The organism is Runella aurantiaca, assembly GCF_003339505.1.
GTDB lineage: Bacteria > Bacteroidota > Bacteroidia > Cytophagales > Spirosomataceae > Runella > Runella aurantiaca.
In genome coordinates this window covers 279,467-297,347 of sequence record NZ_QPIW01000003.1, presented here as the reverse complement: position 1 = coordinate 297,347, position 17,881 = coordinate 279,467, and the positions used below count along the sequence as shown (strand labels likewise).

13 protein-coding genes are annotated in these 17,881 nt (G+C 45.0%); 5 read left to right on the top strand and 8 right to left on the bottom strand.

Going from position 1 to position 17,881, the window contains the following annotated elements; genetic code table 11:
* The first annotated feature begins 48 nt into the window (after nucleotides 1-48).
* Nucleotides 49-693, top strand: a complete 645-nt coding sequence (locus DVG78_RS06540) for a response regulator transcription factor (protein ID WP_114460252.1) — start codon at nucleotides 49-51, stop codon at nucleotides 691-693.
* Between the two features lie 29 nt (nucleotides 694-722).
* Here the strand turns inward: DVG78_RS06540 and DVG78_RS06535 are convergent, their stop codons facing one another.
* Both DVG78_RS06535 and DVG78_RS06530 read right to left on the bottom strand, forming a co-directional pair.
* Nucleotides 723-1,700 (bottom strand): hypothetical protein, encoded by a 978-nt coding sequence (locus DVG78_RS06535; protein WP_147277007.1) that lies wholly within the window; start codon nucleotides 1,698-1,700, stop codon nucleotides 723-725.
* A gap of 12 nt (nucleotides 1,701-1,712) precedes the next feature.
* Nucleotides 1,713-4,619: an FAD-binding and (Fe-S)-binding domain-containing protein gene (locus tag DVG78_RS06530; RefSeq protein WP_114460250.1), complete on the bottom strand. Its 2,907-nt coding sequence runs from the start codon at nucleotides 4,617-4,619 to the stop codon at nucleotides 1,713-1,715.
* Nucleotides 4,620-4,747: 128 nt separating this feature from the next.
* Here DVG78_RS06530 and prmA point away from each other — a divergent pair, with 128 nt between their 5' ends.
* The 3 genes from prmA (at nucleotide 4,748) to DVG78_RS06515 (ending at nucleotide 7,214) form a co-directional block, all read left to right on the top strand.
* A complete protein-coding gene (prmA, locus tag DVG78_RS06525) occupies nucleotides 4,748-5,581 on the top strand; it encodes a 50S ribosomal protein L11 methyltransferase (RefSeq protein ID WP_114460249.1) in 834 nt (277 codons plus the stop codon).
* Nucleotides 5,578-6,396 carry an SDR family oxidoreductase gene (locus tag DVG78_RS06520; protein ID WP_114460247.1) on the top strand — a complete coding sequence of 273 codons (819 nt, stop codon included), beginning with the start codon at nucleotides 5,578-5,580 and terminating at the stop codon, nucleotides 6,394-6,396. The genes prmA and DVG78_RS06520 overlap by 4 nt, the downstream gene beginning before the upstream one ends.
* A gap of 305 nt (nucleotides 6,397-6,701) precedes the next feature.
* Entirely contained in the window at nucleotides 6,702-7,214 is a 513-nt protein-coding gene (locus DVG78_RS06515) for an RNA polymerase sigma factor (RefSeq protein WP_114460376.1), read from the top strand.
* A gap of 114 nt (nucleotides 7,215-7,328) precedes the next feature.
* On the opposite strand, the gene murB is transcribed toward DVG78_RS06515, so the two are convergent.
* From murB to DVG78_RS06485, 6 genes are all read right to left on the bottom strand, one after another.
* Nucleotides 7,329-8,348 carry a UDP-N-acetylmuramate dehydrogenase gene (murB, locus tag DVG78_RS06510; protein WP_114460246.1) on the bottom strand — a complete coding sequence of 340 codons (1,020 nt, stop codon included), beginning with the start codon at nucleotides 8,346-8,348 and terminating at the stop codon, nucleotides 7,329-7,331.
* Nucleotides 8,349-8,394: 46 nt separating this feature from the next.
* Entirely contained in the window at nucleotides 8,395-9,591 is a 1,197-nt protein-coding gene (locus tag DVG78_RS06505) for an RsmB/NOP family class I SAM-dependent RNA methyltransferase (protein WP_114460245.1), read from the bottom strand.
* A 31-nt stretch (nucleotides 9,592-9,622) separates the two neighbouring features.
* The gene (locus tag DVG78_RS06500) at nucleotides 9,623-10,960 is read right to left on the bottom strand and encodes a GntP family permease (RefSeq protein WP_114460244.1); all 1,338 of its coding nucleotides are present in this window, start codon (nucleotides 10,958-10,960) and stop codon (nucleotides 9,623-9,625) included.
* Between the two features lie 218 nt (nucleotides 10,961-11,178).
* Entirely contained in the window at nucleotides 11,179-11,568 is a 390-nt protein-coding gene (locus tag DVG78_RS06495; protein WP_114460243.1) for a helix-turn-helix domain-containing protein, read from the bottom strand.
* 151 nt (nucleotides 11,569-11,719) lie between these two features.
* On the bottom strand, nucleotides 11,720-13,765 hold the full coding sequence (locus DVG78_RS06490; protein WP_114460241.1) for an ATP-binding protein: 2,046 nt from the start codon (nucleotides 13,763-13,765) through the stop codon (nucleotides 11,720-11,722).
* A gap of 58 nt (nucleotides 13,766-13,823) precedes the next feature.
* Complete coding sequence (locus tag DVG78_RS06485; protein ID WP_114460240.1) at nucleotides 13,824-14,525, bottom strand: LytR/AlgR family response regulator transcription factor; 702 nt, start codon at nucleotides 14,523-14,525, stop codon at nucleotides 13,824-13,826.
* Nucleotides 14,526-15,259: 734 nt separating this feature from the next.
* On the opposite strand from DVG78_RS06485, the gene DVG78_RS06480 reads away from it, so the two are divergent.
* Nucleotides 15,260-17,569: a DUF11 domain-containing protein gene (locus DVG78_RS06480; protein WP_158549981.1), complete on the top strand. Its 2,310-nt coding sequence runs from the start codon at nucleotides 15,260-15,262 to the stop codon at nucleotides 17,567-17,569.
* Nucleotides 17,570-17,881 lie beyond the last annotated feature (312 nt).

The window sequence follows — 17,881 nt, the reverse complement described above, 5'->3', positions numbered from 1 at the left end:
ACTTTAAATCCAAAAAGATTCTATATTTTCAGGAAAAAGTACCCTTCTATGCGCGTATTGTTGGCAGATGACCACCTGATTTTGCTTGAAAGCCTGGCAGCTCTCTTAGAAAAAAAAGAAGGGGTTCAGATTGTTGCCAAAGCAACGAATGGCTTAGAAGCACTCCGTCTAGTGGAAGAGCTGCCCGTCGATATCGTCGTTTCTGACCTCAATATGCCTCTTTTGGGCGGTATTGAGTTTACTATGCGTGTAAAGGAACGATTCCCCCACATAAAGGTAATTTTGCTGACCATGGTGGAAGATGCCTCACAGATTCGTGAAGCTATTCTGGCGGGAGCATGTGGATATATCCTAAAAAGTGCCTCTCCCGACGAATTGCGAAAAGCTTTGACCGAAGTAGACGAAGGAAGGCGATACTTTAGCCGTGATATAGAAAAGCAACTGTCTTCTATTCCCAACCCACAAATCCCCAATGGCCACGAAATAGTGAACGGGGTTCCTCATTTAACCAAGCGTGAAATCGAAGTTATCCGGTTTATCGTACATGATTTTTCCAGCGAAGCCATCGCTAAACAACTGAATGTCAGCATCAATACCATTGAAACCCACCGCCGAAATATCTTCAAAAAATTACGCCTGAACACCGTAGTAGGCTTGGTGCGGTTTGCCATTAAGCACAAACTGATTGACTGAAAATCGTCGATACCCATTCAGCCCACAGGTTAATTCTTTATCTTCGGTCTTATCAATATTGCGAGAAATTCCTGATGCAGGGCATTACAGTAAGGCGATTCTGGAAAATCTTCTTTAAACCGTTCCAACAATTTTCGCGCCGCCGTGTATTCTTTTTCGGGTGAAAAGTGAGCCAGAGAAAACGCCCTTTGTACGGTTTTGGCAAGCATCAATTCGCGGGTTTGGGGAAATTTACGCAGTCCTTCATAGATTGAATTATACCTTCCTTCCCACACCGTGCTGTCGAGTTGCACCACGGCATTTCGGTTCATAAAAGGCCCAGGAAGAAAACCCAGCCACCGCGAATACAAAGCCTCCCGGTAAATATCCGAAATAAGGGCTTCGTCGTCCATTGTTTTGAGGCTAATCGACTCATTTTTGGAAAGGTCTCCCAAACTCCGGAGGTAGGTTTGTTTGCGTAAATATTTTTGCCCTTCCAACGACGCCAAAACATACGCATAAATCTGGTGGTTTGTGGTATCATGCTCGCGTTGAAAACGTTCGGCCGACTCCGTAGCAAGATCATTGATAACAAACGAATAATCCTCCAACGACATGTGTTGAAAGAGGGGTTTGCGCCGGAGAGAATCCTGCCCAAACAGCAAACTCCCGTACAAAAACTGGTGTAAACGAGCCGTTGGGCCTTTTACAACGGGAAAAGACGACCGGCTAGGGTTGATAAAGTAAAGGGTGTCGTTGGGTTTGAGCAAAAAATCAACGCGGTAGCCTAAACATTCAACCGTTACTTTTTGGGGCGATTCAATACATAAATCGGCTTTAAAACAGCCACTTTCGTCGGTGCGCTCTTTCAACACCGCTTCGGGGTCGTAGGGAGAAAAGCCCAAAGGCGTATCCAAAAAAATCTGATATTGCGAAGAAGGAAAACCCTCAAAATAGCCTTGAATATGCACATTTGGCTGGGCAAAACTCCGCAAACAGCAAACCAGCAAAAGGAGTAAATACCGCATAATCATGTTTGTTTAACTACGTAATGCTTCCCACAAAATCTCAATCGGATGTTTGGCTTTGCGTCCCGTACCATCTTTAATTTGATGGCGACAGCTCGTGCCTGGCGCGGCAATAATGACTTCTTCTGGCTGTTGACGCACCGTAGGAAAAAGCACCAATTCACCCACTTGCATCGACAACTCATAATGCTCCTCCTCGTAGCCAAAAGAACCCGCCATGCCGCAACAACCCGAAGGAATCAACTGAACGGTATAATTTTCGGGCAACGACAGCATCTTTTTGCTCGGCATCAGCGACGACAAGGCTTTTTGGTGGCAATGCCCGTGCAATTTAATGGTTTTTTGTTCATTCGTAAACTGTTGACGATGAATACGTTTTGCGTCAATTTCTCGCGCAATAAACTCTTCAAACTGCAAGGCATTTTTGGCTAATTTTTGGGCGGCCTCTTGAAGTTCTTCAGGAACCAAATCGAGGTATTCATCCCGAAAAGTCAAAATAGCCGAAGGCTCAATGCCAATCAAAGGGGCGTCGTCTGAGATGAAACCTTTGAGCATTTCTACATTCTGAATCGCTATTTTCTTTGCCTCTTTCACCAAGCCCTTTGAAAGGTACGTCCGGCCGCTCTCGACGTGTTGGGGAATGATGACTTCATAGCCTAGTTTTTCGAGCAATAAAATTGCTTTTTGGCCTATTTCAACGTCGTTGTAATTCGTAAATTCATCGCAGAAAAGATACACCCGCTTGCCTCCGCTTTGTGTTCTTGCCTTATGCCAATCTTTAAGGGTTGTTTTTGCCAACATGGGCATGGTTCGGTCTGGATGAAATCCAACCACTTTGTTGGCAATGCGCCGCAATGATTCATTGCCGAAAATGGAATTATAAGCCCACGGCGCTATGCTTGCCAAACGCATCTGTTGGGAGAAATTGGCAATTAGCCGCGACCGAAACGGCACGCCGTTTTTATCGTAATAGCTTTGCAAAAACTCCGCCTTCATCTTGGAAATATCCACGCTCGACGGGCACTCCGACTTGCAACCTTTGCAGGATAGACAAAGGTCCAAAATCTCCTTGGTTTCTTCGGCCGTAGCATCGACGGATGATGATTCGGTATAAAAATGACGCAGCATATTGGCACGGGCGCGGGTTGTGTCCCGCTCACGACGCGTTGCCATGTAGCTCGGGCACATGGTCCCACCAGTGATGTGGGTTTTGCGACAATCGCCCGAACCACTGCATTTTTCGGCCAATCTTAACAAGCTTTCTTGTTTTGAAAAATCAAAGACCGTTTCGATATGAGAGGCTTTTTGGTCAGGCTGATAACGCAAAAATTCGTTCATCGGTGGTGTATCCACAATTTTCCCCCGATTGAATACCCCCTGCGGGTCAAACAAATTTTTCACTTCCCGAAACAACCCATACACCTCCTCCCCCATCATAAACGGAATGAACTCGCCGCGCAGGCGGCCGTCGCCGTGCTCGCCCGAGAGAGAACCGTTGTATTTTTTGAGCAACACGGCCGTATCGGCCAAAATAGCCCGAAACTTGGCCTTGCCTTCCGAAGTTTTTAGGTTGACCATCGGCTCCACGTGCAGCTCGCCTGCTCCCGCATGGGCGTAGTACGAGGCGTGCACTTGGTGTTTTTTGAGCACTTCGCCCAAATCTTCGATATAATTTGGCAAATCATCCACCGCCACGGCGCAATCTTCGATGAGGTTGACGGGCTGCAAATCGCCGGGCAAATTTCGAATTAGGCCCAAGCCTGCTTTGCGCACATCCCAGGCTTTTTTGGATTCATCGCCAAACAGTAACGGATACGCATATCCTAAGCCGTTGAGCTTCAGTTCAGCCACCAATTTTTCCGCTCTTGTTTCTACTTCTGCGCGGGTTTCTGCGCCAAATTCTACCATAAGCATCGCCGCAGGATCACCTTCAATAAAAAAGCGATTATGGCGGTATTCGTTGTGCTCCTTGGTAAAATCCATGATGTATTTATCCACCAATTCCGACGCCAACGGAGTGTGTTTCATGGCAATACCGTTTGCCAGCAGTGATTCATGCAGCGACTGGCAATGCACACACAGCAATCCAAGCTGGGCGGGTGGCAACGGCAAAAGGTTAAGTTTGGCTTCGGTAATAAAACACAGGGTTCCTTCTGAGCCCGCAATAAGTTTGGGGAGATTCAAGCCGTTTGGTGCGTCAAGTAGCGCGTCAAGCGCGTAGCCTGAATTACGGCGGGTGACCGTTTTTTTAGGAAATTTCTCCCGAATAAGTTTTTGATTGCCTGCATCTGACAAAAGTGACGAAAGACCTTCCTCAATCCGCTCCCGCAGAGAATCTGCCTGATGGAAAACCGATTGTCCGCCAAACACAACCTCGCTTCCGTCGCTCAATAAGGCTTTAACTTCCAATAAATGGTCGCGGGTAGCGCCCCAACTGATGGAGTGTAGCCCGCAAGAGTTATTACCAATCATCCCGCCAATCATCGCACGGTTAGCAGTAGACGTTTCGGGGCCGAACATCAAACCATAGGGCTTCAAGACCACATTGAGGTCGTCACGAATCACGCCTGGCTGCACGCGCACCCAATGTTCTTCCGTATTGATTTCGAGAATTTTGTCAAAGTATTTAGAAATATCCACCACAATTCCCTCGCCTACCACTTGGCCCGCGAGGGAGGTTCCCGCAGCTCGGGGAATAAGCGTGAGGCCGTGTTCGACAGCAAACAAAATGAGTTTTTGAATATCACCTACTGTTTTGGGCAAAGCAACCGCCAGCGGGATTTCTTGGTATACCGAAGCATCGGTTGAATACAATCGTCGAATGGCCTGGTGGGTAACCGAATTGTCAAAATAGAATTCTCCCTCAAAATCAAGGGTTAATTGTTGAAAAGGAACTTTAGTAGGTGCAGCGTAAAACATTGGAACGAATGATTTGTGCAAATGTAATTTAAAATCAGATTGGGCGTACCTTTGTCTCCCTTTACGGATAAACATTCAACCTCGGGGTATACCTTACATTATTTACCAAAAACAAGATTTTTACCAAGATGCCTGCTACTTATATTGAAACACGCTTAACGCTCAATCCAGACTATAACGACATTTTGATGGCCGAATTGGCCGAGATTGGCTACGAATCCTTTGTCGAGTCCAGCGACGGCCTCTCGGCGTATATTCCTGATATAAGCTTTGACTTAGACGCTCTCCAACAAATCATTGAGCGCTACCAATCCATGACGACCATTACGTTTGAATCCCAACAACTCGAAACCAAAAACTGGAACGAAGAATGGGAACGCAATTATCAGCCGATTGAGGTGGCAGGCAGAATTCGGGTACGGGCTTCTTACCACACACCCGACCCAGCGTTTGAGTACGACATTGTGATTGACCCCAAAATGTCGTTTGGAACGGGCCACCACGAAACCACCACACTAGTGATGGAGCAACAGCTTTTGCTCGACCATCAAGGAAAATCGGTGCTGGACGTGGGAAGTGGCACGGGAATTTTAGCCATTCTGGCCGAGAAACTAGGTGCTAACCGACTCACCGCCTTTGACATTGAAGAATGGGCCTACCTCAATGCGGTAGAAAATGCCGCCATGAACGGCTGTACGCACATTCACGTTTTTCAGGGAACAATTGCCGATTGCCCCGCTGCTACGTATGATATTGTATTAGCCAACATCAACCGAAATATTTTGTTGCAGGAAATTCCTACCTACACCGAGTTTCTGATTGATGGCGGCACGCTGATGGTCAGCGGATTTTACGAATTTGACATTGCCGATATTGTTCAAAAAGCCGAAGAAGTAAATCTTCGATTAATCGCCCAAAAAACCCTCAATCAATGGGCGGTTTTAAGATTTGAAAAACCATGAAAATAAGCATTTTAGGATGCGGCTGGCTGGGTCTTCCGCTGGCCGCACAACTTGTCGGAGAAGGGCATACCGTAAAAGGAAGCACGACGAGCGTCGAAAAATTGGCCGTTTTGCGTGCCCTTCAGATTGAACCGCTATGGCTCCAACTTACGCCCGAACCCAAGGGCATCGGCTGGGATTATTTGCTGGATTGCGACGTGCTGGTTGTCAACATTCCCCCACGACTGGAGCGCGCAGGGCCTGATTTTCACGCGGCCCAAATGCGCCATTTGATAGAGTTGATGAAAGATAGCCCCGCCCAACGGGTCATTTATATCAGTTCCACCTCCGTTTATCCTGAGCTCAACCGAGAAGTAAAGGAAGAAGATGTGGTTTATCCCAGCCAATCAGCCGCCCCCACCTTGGCCGAAGCAGAACTATTGATTCAATCACTGCCCCAAGAATGGCTTGTATTGCGTTGCGGCGGTTTGATGGGGTACGAACGCATACCCGCAAAATATGTATCAGGCAAAAAGAACCTCACCACTGGCGAAGTTCCCGTCAATTACATCCACCGGGACGATGTCATCGGGGTCATCAAGGCTTTTTTACAAAACCCATCGGTATGGAATGAAACTTACAACGTAGTGGCACCAATGCACCCTACCCGTCGAGAAGTGTACCTTGCGAGTTGTACCCCTTTTGGCTATCAGCCACCCACGTTTATTACTGGTGAAATCAATCCTTTTAAAATCGTCTCTTCTCAAAAATTACTGGATAAACTCAACTACCCGTTTCTGTATTCTAACCCTCTCCAATTTCTGTATCAAATGTAGATTTTTGTTTAATTAACTCTCAACAAAAACCAAACACTTATTTTTCTTTCACATTTGTTTAACGTTAATAGTCATACGTTAAACAAATGTATTTTTTTGAACTTTTTAAAGATAAAAACCTAAATTTTACCTAAAAATAATACCAAAATATTACTAAACCAATATAAAAATAGCCCTTTTAGTCCAAAAAACTGACGACAAAATTTAATATCTACAGATTTATTTAAAAATAATTTGGATTTTTGTTTAATGTTTTGCTAAATTTGTTCAACAAACAGAAACCAAAACATTCAAATAAGCCCACAATGACAGCTATCGAGTTCACTTACCACATCGCTAAAGTGTCAAAGTCACTAAAGCCCTTTGCGATGCGTTTAACAAAAGACAGCGAAGATGCTAACGATTTGTTGCAAGATACGCTGTTGAAGGCTTTTACCAACCGTGACAAATACGCCGACGGCACAAACCTCAAGGCTTGGTTGTACACCATCATGAAAAATACCTTCATCACCAACTACCAGCGTATGGTGCGGAAGAATACATTTATCGATACGAGCGACAACTTACACTACATCAATTCTTTTGAAAACAGCACCGAAAATGAAGCCGCTGGCAAATTTGCCATGGACGACATCAACAGAGCCGTTAATTCACTGGAAGAAGCCTATCGTACTCCGTTTATGATGTACTATCGGGGGTTCAAATACCACGAAATTGCTGACCGCTTGCGCATTCCCATCGGAACGGTTAAAAATAGAATTCACATTGCGCGGAAAGAGCTCAAAGACAAGTTGTACGTCTATGCGCATCCATTTTGAGTAGGGATAATGAGACATTGGCGGCTTAGCTGTCTTAGCCGACAAAGCGAAGCTGCCAATTTAAAAAGAGGAAGGTTTCGAAAAGTTGATCGGTATCCGGTCAACTTTTTTGTTTTAGATAAAATTGACTTCGGTATACAGACGAATCCCAAATTGCTCTTCAACGGAAGACTGGATTTTTTCAGCTAATTGCTTGATTTCTGCCCCTTTACCGCCACCATAATTGACCAATACAAGCGCCTGACGGGCGTGTACACCAATGCTCCCGAAGCGTTTTCCTTTCCAGCCGCATTGTTCAATCAACCATCCTGCGGGCACTTTTACGACCTCATTGTTGATTACATAGCCCGGTATCTCAGGATACATCAATTTCAGATGCTCGTATTGCATCACTGAGATTTCGGGGTTCTTGAAGAAACTGCCAGCGTTGCCGATTTCGACGGGGTCAGGCAATTTGCTACGTCTGATTTTAATGACGGCGTCGCTAACGGCCTTGATACTCAGCTCATTTACGCCCATTTGGTCGAGCGTTTTTTGAATATCGCCGTACGAAACGTGAAATACGGGTGTTTTTTGCAACTTGAACTGCACGTTGCAAATAATGTACTGCCCCTTCAGTTCATTTTTGAAAACGCTATCACGGTAGCCAAAACGGCATTCCTCATTGGTAAATACCCTTTTTTGACCCGTCAGAATATGAACCGCTTCGAGTCGTTCGAAAGTGTCTTTGATTTCGACGCCATACGCCCCGATATTCTGCATGGGAGCAGCCCCGACGGTACCAGGGATAAGGGATAGATTTTCAAGACCAGCCAAACCTCGTTCTACACAATACAGCACAAATTCATGCCAATTTTCGCCAGCACCCACGCGCACCCATACATTTTCCTGATCTTCTTTGACCGTACGAATGCCCTTGATGTTGATTTTAACTACCAACCCATTGAAATCCTGCGTAAGTAGAAGATTGCTGCCGCCGCCCAAAATAAGTTTTGGGAACGTCTGCACGTCTGGAAGCTGAAGTAATGTCTGAATATCTTCGTCATTATCCACTTCTACTAAATAGCGAGCCGTAGCATCTATGCCGAAGGTATTGTATGATTTAAGAGAAACGTTGCTTTGAATGGTAAGCATTTTACCGTAGTAGATTCTAGTGCAAAGAACGTAAAAAATGGTTGTTTCACAAAGGTTTCGTCAAACAAGCCATGTAAAACCCGTCGAACCCATCGCGCGCTGGTGAGGTTCGGGCTTCTTCCAAAAGCTGCCATTTTGCGCCCTGTTCGGCCAAAAATCGCTTCACCTGTTCTTCACTTTCTGACGGCAAAATGCTGCACGTAGCGTAGACCAACTTCCCACCGGGCTTCACCATTTGCGAATAATTGGTCAGAATTTCGTACTGTGTTTGGCGAATTTGGGTCAAAAAATCGGGTTTCATTTTCCACTTAGAATCGGGATTACGACGCAACACCCCTAATCCCGAACAGGGAACATCCAACAATACGCGGTCGGCGGTATCGCGGAGACGTTTAATGGTTTTGGGCTCAATGACGCGTGTTTCTACGTTGCTGACCCCGTTTCGTCGCGCTCGGCGGCGCAGTTCTTCCAGTTTCCAACCCTCCACATCCATCGCAATGAGTCGCCCCTGATTGTGCATCAACGCTGCCAAATGCAGGGTTTTTCCACCTGCACCCGCGCAGGCATCAATGACCCGCATGCCCGGATGCACATCCAACATCGGCGCAATGCACTGAGAACCAGCATCTTGCACCTCAAACTGTCCGTTTTGAAAATAATCGGTCTGAAAGACGTTCTTTTTCTCCCTCAACTTCAACGCGTCGGGCAATCCGGGCAGGGTTTCGGTAAAAATCTCTTTGCTGGCCAAGGCTTCTTTCAAGGCGGCGGCGGTGGTTTTGAGGGTATTGGCCCGCAACACCACGGGAGCAGTTTGGTTGAGTGCATGAAGTTCATCCTCCCACGCGGTGCCCAATTCGGCGGCGCCGATTTCGTCTAGCCAATCGGGAATCGACTCCCGAATTTTGCGGCTTTTTTTGGCTTCTTCGTAGGCTTGGCGGATGGCGTTGGGCTTGATGTACGCAAATTCCGTCCACGGCGGCAGTTCGTTACCTTTCAGCAGTTGCCACGCCGCAAAAAAGTCCAGATAAGCAGGCTTGCCCAAATGAGCAGTAACAAAGTCTAACATTCGCCACCAACGAACAATCTCGTAGGTGTTTTCGGCAATAAAGCCCCGGTCGCGCGCGCCCCATTTACGGTTGGATTTGAGCACCTGCTCAATCACTTTATCGGCCTGACGCCCTTTTTCGAATATTTCGGTCAGCGAAAAAACAATCGCTTCCACTAAAACGCGGTGGTATTTCATGCAATTTGAATCAAAAGGTAAAGCCTCCTTTCTATACGCCCATCAGCCATTTCATCAAGTAAATGACTCCCAGAGCGGTACCTCCCATGAGCGCGGAAGCAGGCGTAAAAGCGCGCAAGGTAACGGAAACGTTTAGGTTTCCAAAGCGCGAAATTACCCAAAAGTACGAATCATTGGCGTGTGAAGTGACCATTGACCCCGCTCCCGTTGCCAATAACGCCAACAGCGTACCGTCTGGACCGGCCAATCCGAGGGCAGCCAACAAAGGGGCCACCAGTGATGCCGTCGAAACCACCGCTACCGTCGACGAGCCCTGCGCGGTTTTGAAAATAGCCGCCAGTCCAAACGGAACCAGTAATCCCCAACCGCCCGCCGCCAACGCCGCGCCGTATACTTTTCCCAATTCAAGGGTTCTGATAATTTCGCCAAAAGCGCCGCCCGCTGCCGTTACGATAAGGATGGGCCCCGCTTTTTCGATGGCTTCGTCGAAAAGTTCATTCAGCACTTTTTTCTCTATTTTTTGAAATAAAGGCAAGGTCAAAATCAAGCCGACCAGCAGCGCGGCAATGGGCTCTCCCACAAATTTGATTATGCTCATCACCAACGGCGAGGCCATATCGGGATACAAAAGCGACACCGATTTCAAGGAAATCAGCGCAATGGGCACGATGATCGGCAAAAAAGACAAAGCTGCCGAGGGTAAATTACCGCGCTTTTCGATGGTCAGGTCAGAAGGTGTCTTTTCAGTGACGTCGAGCGTAGCGGGCAACGAAAGGCTGTACAGGTACCCAACCGTAGCCGCCGGCAATGCCACTAAGATTCCCAACAACATGGCTTTTCCCAAATCGACATTCAACACGCCCGCAGCCGCCGTGATGCCCGGATGCGGAGGCACCAAACAATGAACCGCGTACAGCGAAGTAGCCAAACATCCTACCAAGGCCAGCCGTTTTTTGGGGAGGGTACGGCCCAACGAAACCACCAGACCGCTCAACACCACAAACCCCGAATCACAAAAAATAGGCAATCCGATGAGAATACCAACTAGCGTAATGGCGAGCGGCGCATAGCGTTCGCCTGTTTTGTTCAGTATAAAATTAGCCAAACTGAGCGTAGCGTTGGTTTTATCCAAAATGATGCCCAGCGTAGCCCCCAAAATAATCAGCAAACCGATTTTTTCGAGTGTACTACCAAAACCCACTTTGATGGCCTTCAAAAGAGTTTCTCCGTCCATCCCCGCGGCAAACCCTACGCCCATTGCCACAAAAATCAACACAAAAAAGGTATTGAACTTGTACCTTGAACTGAGCAGAATAATGGTCAAAATACTGACAATAAGCAGCAAGGATACGTAAAGAGGTGAAAGCATCTAAAGAATAGGTTAGAGTCTGAAATCCGCTCTACCAAAAGCTTTCCTTTGGGCTATCTTAATGTCATTATGAAAAAAAATGTAAAGCTTCTTGGGGATATACAATCGCAATGATATATGCTTCCACTTAAAAAAAGCCCACTACCCTTTCGACTTTCGTTAATAAAAGCCCCTGACCATAGCAAACCACATCCATGAAAATACAGACAAAATGTAGCTCATAGTAATAGTTCCTTTTTATTTGCGTTCGCAAATTGCTTAGGAGTCATTCCTGTTTTTTTTCTGAATATTAAGACAAATTTAGCGGTTTGAGAATAACCCAACATTGCCGACACCTGCCATACACGATATTGACCGGAGCATAAAATTCGTTTGGCACATTCCAACTTAATATTCATATGAACTTGATAATGAGACTGTCCGTAGATTGCCTTGAAAGCCGCTTTAAACTTGTCTACGGGAACATTCATGTCAAAGGCAATTTTAGTAAGTGGTGGTATTTTTTGCAAAGGATGGATTAACATTCCTATGTAAAATTCATGGATTTTGATTTCAAGAAAAGGGTCAGACGCAGGTTTGTTTTTTTGTAGTGTAGGTATTGTGTTCATAATCGTCGATTGGTTAAAGTATATTGGTTTTACAGATACTTTTGCCAAAACAATGCCGATTTGAACTCTTTTTTAGGGAATGGAATCAAACCCTCAGTTAATGATATAAAACCACAAGTCGAGTACTATAAAATATATATTCAGCTTCAAATCAAAACCATTTATGATTGGCATTGGGTGTTTTTGGGAAAAACAATTCCAGTGTTGTTCCTCCCGTTTGGGCATGATATGCTCGAATAGTTCCCTTATTTAATGCCATTAATTCTGCACAGACCAACAACCCCAATCCTGTGCCTTTTTCACCAGATGTTCCGTTTTTAGATATTGTTTTCGCGGGTTTTTGGGTAGAATCTTTCCATTCAAACTCTTCCCCTTTATTGGTCAAATGCAGTACTGCGTGTGAAGCCTCTGCTGTGATAGCTATTTGCAATACCTTATTGGGCGGCGAAAACTTAATGCTGTTATGTATAATGTTGTATAAAATAATCTGCAATTGATTTTCGTCGACATAAATTGAATCTGAAGAATCTATACGCCATTCAGCACGAAGTAATTTTTCCTGCATTGTTCCCTCAAGAGAGTCTAATACCTCTTCTATGTTGGTTTTTAATGATACAAGCCTTGGATTAGCCTTTAGGAGTTGTCGTTGCGAAAAAGCCCAGTACAGTAGATTAGTGAGAAGCGTTTGCAGCGTAATTGCTTTTTTACGTAACGCAGACGATTGGGTTGATAGCTGTTCGGCGGTCAAATTTGCGTTCTCAAGCAAGGTAATAGTATTAATTAAATCAACAACTGGCGCGCGCAAGTCATGCCCAATAATGCCAAACAGCTTATCTTTGGTTTCGTTCAATGCTTCTAATTGTTGATTTTTCTTACTGATTCGATGATTGTAAACTTGATTTTTTCGATAGAACCAGTATCCACCTCCCAAGGATACGGCGAGCACGCCCAATAATATCCAAAGGATTCTTGCTTGCTTTTGCTGATTTTGCAGCTCTAATTCTTTGATTCGTAAGCTTTTTTCAAATAACTCTTTTTCCCGTTCGCTTTTTTCCAGCTGGTATTTTGCTTCAATATCTTTGGTTATTTCCCGGTCTTTATTTAGGTCAATGCTTTTCGTTACGGTTTGGAGTTGTTCGTAGGTTTGGAGCGCATCCCGGAAATGCCCCAGCGCTTTTTGGGCGGCGAGTTGATTTTTCAATGCGCGAATCAGATATTCATAGCGAAGAGGCTCGTTTTGTACCAAGGCAAAAGACCGACGGGCATAATCCAATGCATCCTTTGGTTTTCCGGTGGCCAAAAACAATGACGAGATGTGCGCATAGTTTGTGGAAAGAACCGCATTCCAACCGGATTCTTTTGCGTGTTTAAGGGCGGTTTTCTCGGCTAATCGCAATATTTCTAAGCTCTTTTTATATTCTTTGAGCGAAACCAGATTTGCCCCCATGCCGAGCAGAATCTCAACATTTATTTCATCATTTTTTTGATGTTTGGCCAGCAGATGCGACTTCATGAAATAGGTATGGGCCGCCCGAAACTTTTTCTGATTTACCAAAAAAGCCCCGTACATTTCAAAGGCATGCATGCGGTGCACATCAGAGTTCTGTTTTTCGGCAAAATCAAGATGTTTTAGGATATATTTCTTTTCGTTGAGCGTATCATTGAGCCGGCGAAAGGTGAGGGCCAACAGATTATAGGCAGCTCCTGTATAATAATCCTGATGGTATTTTTCATTGAAACGTGACAAGGCAATTAGCTCCTGCATGGCATTTACCTGATCGTTTTTGTCCAGATAGAACATGCACTTTATATACATCGTCTGAGCTACCCATTGCCATTCTTTTTGCCGCATTAAAACGGAAATTGCCTTCTGAGCGTAAACGAGCCCAGAATCTGTCTGGTATTTTTGTTTATGATAACCAGCTATTTTTGAAAGAAAAATACCCCGGACGCTTTCATTTTTACTTTTCTCCGCCAAAGCCACCCCTTTTTTCAGGGTGGCGTACATTTTATCCAGTTCTCCCGAGCTTGAGTAGATTGATGCTTGTTTTCTGTACTGTTCTAAAAGGGTGGAATCGTGAGGAGTCGGTTTAGAAGAAGTTTTTAGCCCGTTTTGGCCATACAAACCTATTGATAACCCCAAAAGTATCCCAAAAATCAGACCTTGGTAAAAGGATTCAATGCTGACGAATCGCATGTGAAATTGATAAAATGGTGATAAAGTAGCATAGTGTGTATAACTTTAATGACAATCTTTAATTTTTGTCCAGCAAACTCCAAAAACCCTGCAATGAATTACGATAAGCTAATCCAATTGGAATTTTAGCCGTTCCTAGCTGTAGATATTTAGTGTCGTATGCGGCAATTTTTTCCACATTGACAATATATGATTTCTGAACTCGGGCAAAGCTACGCTTAGGCAATCGCTGTTCCAGCGAGGTAATGGTCTCATTAACCACAGTAACTTGCTGATGACCAATGAGTTTTGAATAAATCCCAAAGGCTTCTACGTAATCAATGTCTTTATAATGAAATTGTTTTAATTGGCGTCCCGCTTTTAAGAAAATACTGTGGGAGTCAGCAACGCTGTTGTCAGCTACATTCATTTCCAACGCCCGATTGACCGCTCTTACGCAACGCAAAAATGAAAAAGGTTTCATTAAATAATCGGCTACGTCAAAATCGAAACAATTCACCGCAAAATTGGGGTCGGAAGTAGTAATAATGGTAGGAAGGCGTTTGGGGAAAAGCTGGAGAAGTTCTTCGCCTGACAGGTCGGGTAAGTGCATATCCAAAAAGACCATGTCAAAAAGATTCTGTTTTAGCTCCCCTAAGGCCTCAAAGGCTGTTTTACAGACAATCGGCTTTTGTAAAAAAGGGAGTTTTTGCAAAAACTCACTCAGTATCGAAGCCGAACTTTCATCGTCTTCGACAATTAGCGGTAAATAATTTTTCATATCGTTCTTAAAAGGCAGGAATTAGGTTGGATCATGCGGCTATGCTGCAGGTACAAATCTAAATAAACAAAATAACATGATTCATACCAAAGTATTAATAACTATGCTAAACATCATTCATTTTATTGTAATAATCGACGATTTCATTTATCCATAAGTCCTATTTCATTCTATTTAAATCCTATTTGATAGGGATATATAACAAAGTCAAATCGTAAAATATATACTCATTAGAAATAAATATATCCCCAATGCAGCAAAATACGATTTTGTGAGTCTAAATACACCATTTGGATATAATTTATATCCATTTGACACCTATTTGTCTATTTTTTAAGGCATCCGGCGGCATAATTGCACCTCTCTCATTGAAGTTTACCCTACTTGAAATTATTTCTAATCCTTAAAAAAGTATGTCTCTATAGTCAAATAAAAAAGGATAAAAACGTGCCGTACCGACCAAAGTAATGCCACGCTCTTATCCCTGAAATGTCAAATACTTTAAAAGCATTTGCACCATGCAAATTTATCAAAAAAATGGTGTGACGGGAGAACTATGTAAAGGCTTTTCCGTTGCAGGTCCAGTGCTTCTTCCCCGCAGTATTCTCCATACTGCGGCGGGCGCTTGCAATTTCAACAATAGCAACTTGATTTTCAGGCCATTATTTACTTTTATCAGATACCCCCTTCTGTATTTTATACACGTCCAACCTCTTCCACAATCTTATTTTATCATGAAAAAACTACTATATCTAAGTAGCATAGTGTTGTTATTCCTATTAGGGGCAGGGGCGCAGGGGTACGCCCAAAAAGGATCATTTGCCGTGCAGTTGGTATTGAAAGAAACCGATTGTATCAACAATAAAGTCATTCTTCAGGTACAGGTTAAAGCCAATCACGCCGACAGTACCTTTCTTCTGGGAGATGCCAACTTTCGGCTTCGGTACAGTTCGCTCGCCATTTCCAATCCGGTCATCAGCCCTAATGCAGGAGCTCTCAGTGGAAACTCGACTTACAGCCTCAATCTACAAGGCTCTACTCAAGGCACTATTAATGGGTTGGTTTCGCTCAATGTGCTGTATGGAGGGCAATCTTTACCCACAACTGTCACTACCAACTGGCTGACCGTCGCTGACCTTACTTTTGATTTGGTCTCTCCTTTGGCCACCAATTGCGTGGACTTGACTTGGCAGACGGACAAAACGCCCCCCGTAACTGGCATGAACGAAATCATCGTTACCAATGCCTCTCCTCTAACATTTACCAACCATTCAGTCAAAGCAAGTGGTGTGTTTAATAAACTCATCTTGTGCCCGAGTCAAATTTGCCAAACGACTCCCCCCGACACGGGTAGTTTCGGTGTTCAATTGTTGGTAAAAAGTTTTGACTGCGTTACGAAAAAAGTGCAAGTCGAAGTTCAGGTGAAAGCGAAAGACGCAAGCAGCACTTTTTTGATGGGCGATGCCAATTTCCGTTTTAACTACAATACTACGGTACTCTCTAATCCAATCCTTTTTGCCCAAAATAATTATTCGGGCGGAGCATATACTTCTCAAAACTTACAAGGAAGCGGTGTGAGTGGCAGTAATGGAATCGTGTCACTAAACGTTAAATACGGCGGTAGCAGCCCTCCTGCTTCCGTCGGAACAAGCTGGACCAGCGTGGGCGTGATTGAATTTACCTTCACGGGCGACGACGCCACGGCCTGTTTTGACCTGAATTGGCAAAAAAGCACCGACCTGCCTGCTACCGGCATGAACCAAATAACGGTGACCAATCAAGCTCCTTTTACTTATACCTCTCAAGCAGCCATTTCAGACAATACCTATAACAGCCTGACGCTCTGCCCAAACCAATATTGTACCACTGCCTCTACGGGAAGCTATGCCGTACAACTTACCTCCAAAAGCTTTGATTGCATCACCAAGAAAACCGTGGTACTTGTAAGAGTGCGGGCCAAAGATGCCAACAGTACTTTTTTGATGGGCGATGCCAATTTCCGTTTCAATTACAATACCACTCTGTTGGCCAATCCTACCATTGTGCAACAGGCCAATTTTGCCACTTTCCCTTACACCGCACAGGATTTACAGGGAAGCGCCGTAAGCGGTGCGGCAGGGATTGTGTCGCTCAATGTCAAGTATTCTCCTTCTGTCGGCAATACCCCTACGGCGCAGCAAGTAACCGCCGATTGGGTAACAGTAGCCTGCATAGAGTTTGACTACGTGGGCAGTACGAATGCAGCCTGTTTTGACCTGAATTGGCAAACGGGAGTTGATTTTCCAGAAACTGGAATGAATGAAGTGCGCATCACTGGCAATACCTATACGTTGACACCAGTAGCTCCAGCGCCTGTGTTTGAAAAACTCACTCTTTGTCCAGCCCAACTTTGCCAAACACGAAATGTGGCACTTTCCATTAAGAAGACGCGTACTTCTGACGCTCAGGCCAATCTGGGAGACCTGACGTCTTTCAAACTGGTCATTAAAAATGCAGGGCCTGATACGGCGGTCAATGTGATAGTCGTAGATTCATTGCCCGCTTCAATGCAGTGGATAAGTGCGGCACCGACAGCCACCTCAATCAACGGCAATGCCGCCACTTGGACAATTCCCAGCATTACCCCGAGCGATAGTATAATCATTACCGTTCAGGCCAAAATTCTTTCAGCTGGGGTAAGCCTCAACGAAGCCGCCATCATAAGTGTTGCTGGAGGAATACTGCCTGCCCCCATCTCTGATAATGCCTGCGTGACGGTGCCAATTTCACTTTGCAGCAATGAAGCAGCGCAAATTTCGGTTCCCGACAAATATACAAACGTGATTTGGTACCGCACTTTTAACGGCACCACTACGCAGGTGGGCACAACCAATACGATTTTAGTCACCCAAATAGGCAGCTACAGCTTTACGGCTACCAATCAGAGCTGTCCAGCTTCGGGCTGCTGTCCCATCGTATTCATCGCTGGCGATTGCTGTCCCTCCGACCTGTGCATTCCTTTCGTAGTGAAGAAAATTCGAAAGAATGGAGTCCTGATTAAATAATTGAATCAGAGATGCCTGTTCCGAATCACGTAAAGGTTCGTGAGCAGGCTTTCTGAACGACCATCCCTTTTTACTTACCCCTTATTCTTTGTCACCCTTTTCAACGTCCCTTATGAAAAACCCTTCTATTACTGCTGCTACTCCTGTCTGTGAAGATAGAATTGGCGCCCTGTTTTGGCTGCATCACCTGCGGGTACTTCTATCTCTTTCGCAGACTTTACAAAACCCCTTTTTTCCTATCCATAGAATTAGAAATGATTCCTCCACCCCCTCCCCGCCTTCACATGGTTTTCCGGGGCTTAAAGCGCAACA